Genomic DNA, 8,198 nt, shown 5'->3' with positions numbered 1-8,198 from the left:
CACCGCCCCGGCCGACCCCGCCCCTGCCGCCGGGGACCCGATCGACACCGTCTCGCCGGACGCCAGGCCAGAGGGCAGCGCGTCGACCGACAGCGCATCGCCCGGCGACGCGGCGTCCGGTGCGGCCCGGTTGCCGGGGAGTCGGCGGCCAGCGGGCGATCCGGCCGATGCGGTGACGACCGGCGACTGACCCCCGCCGGGCTCCTGGCCCGCCCGACAGCGACCCCGTACAGCTCGGGGCTCAGGCGTCGCCGGGTGTCGCCGCCGCAAGGACGGCCCGGATCCGGTCGAACGTCGCCACCGGGTGACCGTCGACGCCGGGGAGCACCAGGCCCAGGCAGTACAGCGACACGTCCCCGGCGGCGTCCGCCTGGACGACGAAGACCGGCGCGCCGACGTACCCCGGTGGCAGTTCCGTGGTGATCCGCACGGCGTCCCCGTCGCGGACCACCCGCTCGATGGCCACCTCCAGCGGCCTCGACCCGTCCTCGCGTACCCCATGGGCCAGCACGAAAGCGGAACCGGCGTCGGCGCCGAGGCGGGCGACCACCTCGGGCCCGGCGGCGATCCCGGCGGGCACCGGCTGTACGCGCCACCGCCAGCCGCCGTCGCCGGCATACCGGTGCAGCCCGCCGGTGGGCAGCACCGCGACGCCATCGCCGGGGAAGCGGGCCCAGCCCGGCCGGATCTCGTCCTCCGCGACAGCGGCCGGGGCGACCCCGGCCGGCTCGGTGACGCTCGCGCGCAGGCCCAGCTCCCCGCCGGGGGTACCGATCAGGTCGGCGGCCGTCAGCAGCGACTCCCCCACCGGGTCGTCGGTGCCCTGGAAGAAGAAGGCGGTGCCGAAGCGCTGGTCGGTGGCGTCCGACGACCGGTACGGCAGGATGGCGCGGCCGACGATCTGGCACAGTTCGTAGGCGACGTCGTTCTCGGCGTCGGAATCCAGCAGCACCAGCCGAGGGTACGGTCCGGCAGCGGATTGACCGGCGGGAACCCGGATGCCGGTCACCCGGCCACCGTGAGACCCTGCTCGGCGACGTGGACGCGAGCACCCTTTTCCCCGCCACGAGGCGGGGCGGCGGTACCCTCGTGGCGCGACACCCACGCCACGCGCCCGTAGCTCAGCGGATAGAGCAGGGGACTTCTAATCCCAAGGCCGCAGGTTCGAATCCTGCCGGGCGCACCCACCTCACCGCAGGTCAGCGGCTTTCCGCTCCCGGTCGAGACGACCACCAGGGCTTGCGTACAGCCATTCGTACAGCCAAGTCACCCGAAGAGGTGCTTCGCAGCCTCGTCCACGGCGGCCCGCTCGATCTCCGGCAGGACGTGGGCGTAGGTGTTCATCGTCAGCCCGATCTGACTGTGACCGAGCACCTTCATCACCGTCCGGGGCGAGGCACCGGCAACGAGCCGGAACGTCGCGCAGGCGTGCCGCAAGTCGTGCAGCCGCAGCCAGTCAAGCGGCGCCGGCCCGGCCCCGGCCTGCTGGCGACCTCCAGCCGGCATCGGCGGGCCGGCCGGCCACGCTTGGGAACGACACGATCAGAAGATTTCGGCTCTGCCCCGAACCCCGGCCCTCCTCAGAGATCCGCTTCAGCGCTAGCCGCGACGCTTTCCCCAATCAGCGAGGCGTGCATGGCCGCTCAGCCCCGTAGTGCCAAACGCTTCCCGCTACGGCGACGGGATAACTGGCCTCTCGGACCTGTCGGTCGGCGGTCTCGACGGAGAACCGTATCGACAACGGCTCGCTCCCAAAGGCGAGAGCGCACTCGATGCGCAGCTTGACACTGATCCAACCGGTACCGCCCGGGCGTAGCAGCCGAGACTGGCCGGTGTCATGAACCTGGACGCCGGGTCGTTGACCGCTAGCCGCACTCACCGTGATCGGCGTGGGGCCAGCGTTGATTACTGCCAATTGCCCGTCCAGCCGGAGGATGCCCGTGGCATCCGAACCCCCGCCACCGGCGGATGCAGGGAAGGCCACGAGTGAAACCGAAGCGTTCCGCTCTCGTTCCTCCCGCGAGTCTCGCAGCACTCCAACACCGATACCGCCTAGCACAACGCCGACCACGAACGCAGCTACGAGCCGCACATTCCACTTCCGTCTGGTCACGAGGCGGACAGGGGCGGTTCGCCCCGACAGCGCCGGCTGACGATCGTGCTCGTCTAGGTCAATCACGTTGTGCTCGGCCGACATGGCGTCAGCCTAGGGCTTTCCGTGGCCACCCGTCGGCCGGCCAGCCATCCACGATCTTCTTCTAATCCCGAGGCCGCAGGTTCGAATCCTGCCGGGCGCGCCACCATTACCGCTGGTCGCACTGATGGTGACAAAACTTGAAGATCTACTCCTTCAGGTATCCGGTGGCGGGGTCGATCTCAGCGAGGAAGTTACGGATGGCTTCCCGCATCTGCGGCAGGGTCATTGCCGAGCCGTCAGCTCTGCTGATCCCGAAGCCGTAGTCGTGCGGCCCGCTGAGCCAGTCGAAGTCGTACTCGCCGGGATTCTCAGCACGCTCACGAATGCGAAAGTTGTGCCCGTCGACCGTCATCATGACCGGATCAGCCTCGGTATGGCGGGGTCTCGTGTGCGCGGGCGCGAGGCCCGGCTCCGGTTCGGTCGACATGCCTGCTCCTCTCTCGGCTTCCCCCGTGCGCGCTAGACACCTCCGCACCCGTCTTATGTGCAGCCATTCGCGCTACCCACACCAATACTGAAGCCACCCTTCAGGCTGAGGCTGCGGCGACGCAGAACTCGTTGCCCTCGGGGTCGGCCATCACCACGTGGTGGCCGTCGACTTCCTCCAGGACGCTCGCGCCCGCCTTCACCAGACGCTCCGACTCCGCCCTGATCCGCGACCACCGCTCGTCGTGGCTGCCGTGGCCGGGGACCCGAATGTCGATGTGGAGCCGGTTCTTCGCCGTCTTGGGCTCGGGAACGTTGAGGATGGAGAGGCGAGGGCCGACCCCGTCGGGATCGCACAGCCACGCACCATCGTCCGCGACGTCATCCTCCGGCAGGTCGAACTGCGCGAGCCACTCTTCGCGAGTGGCGAAGGGCGCGGGCGGCGGCTCGTCGACATAGCCCAGGGCCGTCTTCCAGAACGCGGCGAGCACCTGCGCGTCGGTGGAGTCAAGCGTCAGATCAATGCTGGCTGCCATGCCGAGACCGTAGTCCGCGCCTCTGACTCTCGCCCGCGGCGCGCCTCGCCGGACCTGCATCGGCTGTCAGGATCTCGATGCCGGCCGCCTGCACGTAGACCTCACGCCGGTCGACCGCCCGCCCCCGCTTGTCGAGGACGTAGCCGGTCAGCCAGATCCAACCGTGGTAGGTCGGGCCCAGGTTCACGGCGGAGATGCGGAGCCGGAGAGCACGGTCACCGGCGAACTGGACGCTGGCGGCGGCACCGATGAGCACGATGTCCCCCGTGGCTGGAACGCTCACGACGGCCAGTGGCCCCGGCTGATCGGGAGGCGGTGCCGGGTGTGGCAGGGCAACTCCGAGCCGCAGCGGCAGACCCGCCGCCAGTGCGTCCAGCTCCACACCGGTCGATGCCGGCGAGCCATCGTCAGCGCAGTGGCGAGTAGGTAGTCGTTGTAGCGGATCCGGTTCATCGGCACTCCTGCGTCAAGCCCAACGGACAGCCGTCAGGGCGACGGGATCCACGCCGCCCTGACGGGGCTGCCCACGGGTTTGCCGAACCAAGGGAGCAGCCACGACCAACCTACGTCACTATCTGATGTAGGTAAAAGCACCGTGCGTGATCCTCTTACATCACTTGCTGACGGTGGTTGGGCCATGGTCAGATGGCAGGGCCGAACCAAGGGAACCGACCTCATGCCCTCTGCGCCTGCCGAATATCGGCGTATCGCCGACGAGTTGACCGCAAAGATCAAGAGTGGTGATCTCGCGCCCGGGACAAAGCTGCCCAGCACGAGCGAGCTGGCCGACCAGTTCGATGTCAGCGTCGCCACCGCCTACCGCGCCGTCTCGCTCCTGCACGACCGGGACCTGGTCGTCGGCCAACCCGGACGCGGTGTCTACGTCGCCGGCCAGAAGTAGCGGCAGCCGCGTTCCACGGGGCCTGCCGTACCGTGATCGCCCGCTATGCGAAGGTGCCCGTCGACGGCAGGCTGCGCTACCGCACCGGCACCGAGTACCGCTTCCCCTCGCCGGAGTTGTGGGCGCGTGGTGATCGGGGGGTGCGCTGCTACTTCTGGTCCGGCGGGCGCAAGCTCACCCGGTCCATCGCTGGCGGCGGCCCGGCGGTGCTGCCGGTCAACTGAGCCTGCCCTTGAGCGCGTGCGCGGACTTCCAGGCGACGGCACGGTTGATCCGGTCCGGGTAGCGTTCGATGATCGCCGCGTACAGCTCCTCGGCGCTCCCGGTGCGTCGCGCGGCGGCCTCGACCTCCTGCAGGTAGTCGCGCGTCTCCTCGACGGTGTTCGGGTCGTCGTCGGCGCCCTCCCGTTTGTGGCCGGCGATGACGGTGCACGGCCGCAACGAGTTGACCGTCCTCAGGGCCGCCCGCCAATTCTGGATGCCGTCGTGGCCGGCCTCGCCGAGGTGCGGGTGGACGTCGTTGTAGACCACGTCGCCGGCGACGACGAGACCGATCGACGGTACGTGCAGCACCGTCGTGTCGTCGGTGTCGGTGTGGCCGGTCGGGACAGCCACCAACTGCTCGCCCTCCAGGTCGATGGTGTCGCCGGCCAGCGGCTCGGCGACGGGCGGGCGCTCCGCGATCTGGTCGGGGAACCCCTTGCGCCACACACCGTCGAACCACTGCTTCCCCAGCTGGTCGTGCATCTTCTCCACGACGCTCGACGGTGCGACCATCCGCGCCCCGGGAAAGCGCTCCAGCACGGCAGCCGCACCGAAGAAGTGGTCGCCGTGGGCGTGGGTGATGTAGATCGTCGTGAGGTTCCTGCCGCTGGCCGAGATCCAGTCGGCCAGGGCCCGGCCCTCGTCGAGGGTCAGCAGGGCGTCGACCAGGACCGCGTCGTGGTCTCCGTAGATCAGTGTCGAGCTGGTGGGCGACCACATCTCGCGGCTCTCGCCGGGCGGCAGGTCGGTCGAGACGACCGGCTTGGCGGGTGCGACATAGGTTGACCAGGCCAACGATGCCATCTGCTCCTCATCCCACCGCCGCGCTTCCCCGTCCCAGTGCAGCAGAACGCCACGGCGATCCGGGCGGGATCGGGCAAAGAGCGACGGGTCAGCGTCGCAGCAACTCGGCCAGCGCGGCGTCGCCCTGTCCGAGCTGCGGCCCGCCGGCGGGCGGCACGACCAGGAAGCGCCGGCAGCCGTCGAGCTCGACGTACCGGTCGGGTCCGCCGGTTCCGTCCAGTGGGCGCAGCACCGCGAAGCGGGACGCCGGGGTGGCGCACGCGGTCGCCGGCCCGGCGGCGGCCAGTGCGCGGAGCACCGCTGCCTGCCGATCGGGCGGCAGTGGCCCGCCGTACGCGAAGTCACCCGCCGGTTTGCCGCCGCCCCGCTCCGACGCGGGCACCTGGTAGACGCAGAGGCGCAGCGGCTCCGCGGCCGGGACCGTCGCCGGCGCGGGTGGTCCCGGGCGTCCCATGGTCGTCTCCACCCACACCATGTCCGCCCACCGCTGCGCGCAGCCAGCGGCCGCGGCCGCCGCCGACTCGACCTGCCCGACGGTACGGCTGTCCACGGTGGTCAGCCGCAGCCCGTCGAGCGCGGCGCGTACCTCCGCGCGGGGCTTGCCGCAGGCGTCGGCCGGCAGGTACGGGCGCAGCCAGCGACCCCGCTCGTCGAGCAGGGCCAGCCAGGGCGGGATGACCATGTCGAGGGTGCAGGCGATCTCGCCGTCGGGCCGCCGGTCCGGCAGGCGTAGCGCGTCGACCAGGGCACCGATCTCGTCGGCGCGCCGCTCGGTGGCCACCTGCTCCTCACCGCCGCCGGGGCGTGGTCGAATCTCCCGGCCGCAGAGCACGGCGGTGACCGGCGTGAACGCGGGGTCGATCCGCCCGATCGCCGGGTCCTCCCCGGTCGGCAGCGGCTCAGCCCCGTCCGGCGCCGGCAGCACGACACCGGCACCGGCCCGTGGTGCCGCCTCGGCGCAGGAGGTCCATCTCTCGATGATCCGGGCCGGGCCGGGGTCGTCCCCCGCATCCGGCCCGCTGCCCTGGCCCGCGCAGCCGCCCAGCGCCACGCCGAGCAGCGCCACCGCCAGTACCGTCCGGCCCGAGCGCATCGGCCCACCACCTTCTCTCTCTGCCAGGTGATGGGACGGGCGGGAACCGCGCCCGGTTCCGGGGAGACGGACGCCGGGGCAGGCACAGCTCACATCTTCCGAACGCCGATCGGGGTTGCCGCACGGCCGCCGGCATGATGGCGGAATGGCACATCTGGGACTGGTCGCGTTGCTGGTGCGGGAGTACGACGAGGCGATCGACTTCTACGTCGGCGGCCTCGGTTTCGAGCTGGTGGAGGACACCGTCCGCCCGGACGGCTCGCGCTGGGTGGTGGTGCGCCCGCCGGGCGCCCGGGAGACGGCACTTCTGCTGGCCCGGCCGAGCAGTGCGGAGCAGTTGGCCCGGGTGGGCGACCAGACCGGCGGCCGGGTGGGCCTGTTCCTGTACACCGAGGACTTCGCCCGGGACCACGCCCGGATGGTCGCCGCCGGGGTGCGGTTCCTGGAGGAGCCCCGGCACGAGGCGTACGGCTCGGTCGCGGTCTTCGCCGATCTGTACGGCAACCGGTGGGACCTGCTCCAGCCTCGCAGCACTGGGTGACACACCGGCGACTTTCGGTACAGAACGCGTGATTGATTGTCGGCGGCCATGCTATTCTCCGATGTCGATCTATGCCGTGCGGACCCGGACCGGGTCGTTGTCGGAAGGACGCCTCCCGATGGCGGCCGTTGCCACCCCGACCGCGTCGCCGCCCGCGCTGGACAATCCGGCCGGCGGCGCGTTCACCCTCATCTTCACCACGATGCCCGCGCTGCTGCGGCTGACCTGCGGGCTGGTCGGCGCGGCGGTGGCGCTGTCGGTGCGTACCCCACCGGTCGAGCCGGCCCTGCTGCTGCCCGGTGTGGCCGTGTTGACCGGCTGGTCGCTCTGGTACGCCGGCCGGGCGCTGCGCCACGGCATCACGCCCGCCCTGGTCGCCGGTGACGTCGCGCTCACCGCGGTGGCGTGCCTGCTGATCCCCCGCCTGGTGGCGCCCGAGGTGCTGCCCGGGGAGGGCAGCTGGATCGCGGTGCTGGCCAGCACGACCATCATCAACGCGCAGGCCACCGCCCCGACGCGCTGGTCGGTCCCGGCCGGGCTGCTGATCACCGCCACGTACGCCGCGGGCACGCAGGCGGCCGGTAATCCCGGCGAGGCCCGGGCACACGCGGCCACCCTGCTGGTGCAGACCGCCTGCACGGCGATGATGACGGCGGTGATGCGCCGCCGGATCGGGCGCGCCGACCGGGGGTTCGCCGAGCACCACCGACTGACCCGGGAGGCGCTGGTCGCGCGGGCGGCCCGGGACGCCGAACGGCGACAGAACCGCGACCTGCACGACACGGTCCTCGGCACGCTGACCATGGTGGGGCTCGGCGCGGTGCCCGTGCCGTCGGCCGCGTTGCGCGAGCGGTGCGCCGCCGACCTGCGTACCCTCGTCGAGCTGACCGACGTCGGCGCGGTGCCCGGCGACGGCCCGGTGCCCCTGGACGGGCGGCTGCGGGCGGTGCCCGACCGGCTGCCCGAGCTGCGGGTGAACCTTGAGCTGGCGTCGTGCGCGGTGCCCGCCGGGGTGGCCGACGCGCTCAGCGAGAGCGCCTACGCGGCGCTGTCCAACGTGGTCCGGCACGCGCCGGGCGCGAGCGTCACGCTGCGGTTGACCCGGGACGCGATCGCCGTCGTCGTCGAGGTCGTCGACGACGGCCCCGGCTTCGACCCGGCCACCGTCCCCCCGCACCGGTACGGGCTGCGCGAGTCGATCCGCGGCCGGATGGCGGCGGTCGGCGGGCGCGCCGAGGTGCGGTCCGCCCCCGGCGCGGGCACCCGGATCCGGCTGGAGTGGCCCGGTGTCGGCTGACCTCGGCGCCCCGACGGACCGCACCGTGGCGCTCGACGGGCCGGTCCGGGCACCCGAGCCTCGGGCGGGGCTGGCCGGCGTGCCGGCGCCCCGGGTCCCGGCGCCCGCGCCGGTGCTCGCCGCGCCGGCGGCCGTGGCG

The 8,198-nt window shown here is 72.0% G+C and carries 12 protein-coding genes, 1 tRNA gene and 1 pseudogene; 6 read left to right on the top strand and 8 right to left on the bottom strand.

Features of this window, described 5'->3' with window-relative positions; genetic code table 11:
• Positions 1–190 (top strand): hypothetical protein (locus DKT68_RS31725; protein ID WP_236646678.1); only part of this gene is annotated, 190 nt, incomplete at its 5' end.
• A gap of 51 nt (positions 191–241) precedes the next feature.
• Here the strand turns inward: DKT68_RS31725 and DKT68_RS02220 are convergent.
• Positions 242–952: a hypothetical protein gene (locus DKT68_RS02220; RefSeq protein WP_109815764.1), complete on the bottom strand. Its 711-nt coding sequence runs from the start codon at positions 950–952 to the stop codon at positions 242–244.
• Positions 953–1,110: 158 nt separating this feature from the next.
• Here DKT68_RS02220 and DKT68_RS02215 point away from each other — a divergent pair.
• Positions 1,111–1,183: transfer RNA gene (locus tag DKT68_RS02215), tRNA-Arg, on the top strand.
• A gap of 83 nt (positions 1,184–1,266) precedes the next feature.
• Here the strand turns inward: DKT68_RS02215 and DKT68_RS02210 are convergent.
• The 5 genes from DKT68_RS02210 to DKT68_RS31330 all read right to left on the bottom strand — a co-directional run bounded on the left by DKT68_RS02210 (position 1,267) and on the right by DKT68_RS31330 (position 3,612).
• Entirely contained in the window at positions 1,267–1,506 is a 240-nt protein-coding gene (locus tag DKT68_RS02210; protein ID WP_109815760.1) for a tyrosine-type recombinase/integrase, read from the bottom strand.
• A gap of 836 nt (positions 1,507–2,342) precedes the next feature.
• Positions 2,343–2,624, bottom strand: a complete 282-nt coding sequence (locus DKT68_RS02205) for a hypothetical protein (protein ID WP_201748866.1) — start codon at positions 2,622–2,624, stop codon at positions 2,343–2,345.
• Positions 2,625–2,724: 100 nt separating this feature from the next.
• Complete coding sequence (locus DKT68_RS02200; protein ID WP_109815759.1) at positions 2,725–3,159, bottom strand: VOC family protein; 435 nt, start codon at positions 3,157–3,159, stop codon at positions 2,725–2,727.
• Positions 3,143–3,442, bottom strand: coding sequence for a hypothetical protein (locus DKT68_RS02195; protein WP_236646677.1), 300 nt, complete (start codon positions 3,440–3,442; stop codon positions 3,143–3,145). Before DKT68_RS02195 ends, DKT68_RS02200 begins: the two co-directional genes overlap by 17 nt.
• Entirely contained in the window at positions 3,439–3,612 is a 174-nt protein-coding gene (locus tag DKT68_RS31330; RefSeq protein WP_201748865.1) for a hypothetical protein, read from the bottom strand. Before DKT68_RS31330 ends, DKT68_RS02195 begins: the two co-directional genes overlap by 4 nt.
• Before the next feature lie 223 nt (positions 3,613–3,835).
• On the opposite strand from DKT68_RS31330, the gene DKT68_RS02190 reads away from it, so the two are divergent.
• Positions 3,836–4,060: a GntR family transcriptional regulator gene (locus DKT68_RS02190; protein WP_109815761.1), complete on the top strand. Its 225-nt coding sequence runs from the start codon at positions 3,836–3,838 to the stop codon at positions 4,058–4,060.
• Positions 3,988–4,284: pseudogene (locus tag DKT68_RS02185) on the top strand (septum formation family protein); the annotation flags it as partial. The gene DKT68_RS02190 and the pseudogene DKT68_RS02185, both read left to right, overlap by 73 nt.
• Here DKT68_RS02185 and DKT68_RS02180 read toward each other — a convergent pair.
• Positions 4,277–5,128, bottom strand: a complete 852-nt coding sequence (locus DKT68_RS02180; RefSeq protein WP_109815758.1) for an MBL fold metallo-hydrolase — start codon at positions 5,126–5,128, stop codon at positions 4,277–4,279. The pseudogene DKT68_RS02185 and the gene DKT68_RS02180 sit on opposite strands and share 8 nt — an antisense overlap.
• Positions 5,129–5,216: 88 nt before the next feature.
• Positions 5,217–6,221: a hypothetical protein gene (locus DKT68_RS02175; protein WP_109815757.1), complete on the bottom strand. Its 1,005-nt coding sequence runs from the start codon at positions 6,219–6,221 to the stop codon at positions 5,217–5,219.
• 145 nt (positions 6,222–6,366) lie between these two features.
• Between DKT68_RS02175 and DKT68_RS02170 the strand changes: the two genes are divergently transcribed.
• Together DKT68_RS02170 and DKT68_RS02165 are read left to right on the top strand one after the other, a co-directional pair.
• Complete coding sequence (locus tag DKT68_RS02170) at positions 6,367–6,762, top strand: VOC family protein (protein WP_109815756.1); 396 nt, start codon at positions 6,367–6,369, stop codon at positions 6,760–6,762.
• A gap of 118 nt (positions 6,763–6,880) precedes the next feature.
• Positions 6,881–8,059 (top strand): sensor histidine kinase, encoded by a 1,179-nt coding sequence (locus DKT68_RS02165; protein ID WP_109815755.1) that lies wholly within the window; start codon positions 6,881–6,883, stop codon positions 8,057–8,059.
• Positions 8,060–8,198 lie beyond the last annotated feature (139 nt).

The organism is Micromonospora acroterricola, from assembly GCF_003172955.1.
Lineage (GTDB): Bacteria > Actinomycetota > Actinomycetes > Mycobacteriales > Micromonosporaceae > Micromonospora > Micromonospora acroterricola.
This window is presented reverse-complemented; position numbering and strand designations above follow the sequence as displayed.

Excerpts from the sequence above, each read along its gene's own strand:
- DKT68_RS02210 (WP_109815760.1), bottom strand. The coding sequence starts at position 1,506 with ATGCCGGCTGGAGGTCGCCAGCAGGCCGGGGCCGGGCCGGCGCCGCTT.
- DKT68_RS02205 (WP_201748866.1), bottom strand. The coding sequence starts at position 2,624 with ATGTCGACCGAACCGGAGCCGGGCCTCGCGCCCGCGCACACGAGACCC.
- DKT68_RS02200 (WP_109815759.1), bottom strand. The coding sequence starts at position 3,159 with ATGGCAGCCAGCATTGATCTGACGCTTGACTCCACCGACGCGCAGGTG.
- DKT68_RS31330 (WP_201748865.1), bottom strand. The coding sequence starts at position 3,612 with ATGAACCGGATCCGCTACAACGACTACCTACTCGCCACTGCGCTGACG.
- DKT68_RS02190 (WP_109815761.1), top strand. The coding sequence starts at position 3,836 with ATGCCCTCTGCGCCTGCCGAATATCGGCGTATCGCCGACGAGTTGACC.
- DKT68_RS02180 (WP_109815758.1), bottom strand. The coding sequence starts at position 5,128 with ATGGCATCGTTGGCCTGGTCAACCTATGTCGCACCCGCCAAGCCGGTC.
- DKT68_RS02175 (WP_109815757.1), bottom strand. The coding sequence starts at position 6,221 with ATGCGCTCGGGCCGGACGGTACTGGCGGTGGCGCTGCTCGGCGTGGCG.
- DKT68_RS02170 (WP_109815756.1), top strand. The coding sequence starts at position 6,367 with ATGGCACATCTGGGACTGGTCGCGTTGCTGGTGCGGGAGTACGACGAG.
- DKT68_RS02165 (WP_109815755.1), top strand. The coding sequence starts at position 6,881 with ATGGCGGCCGTTGCCACCCCGACCGCGTCGCCGCCCGCGCTGGACAAT.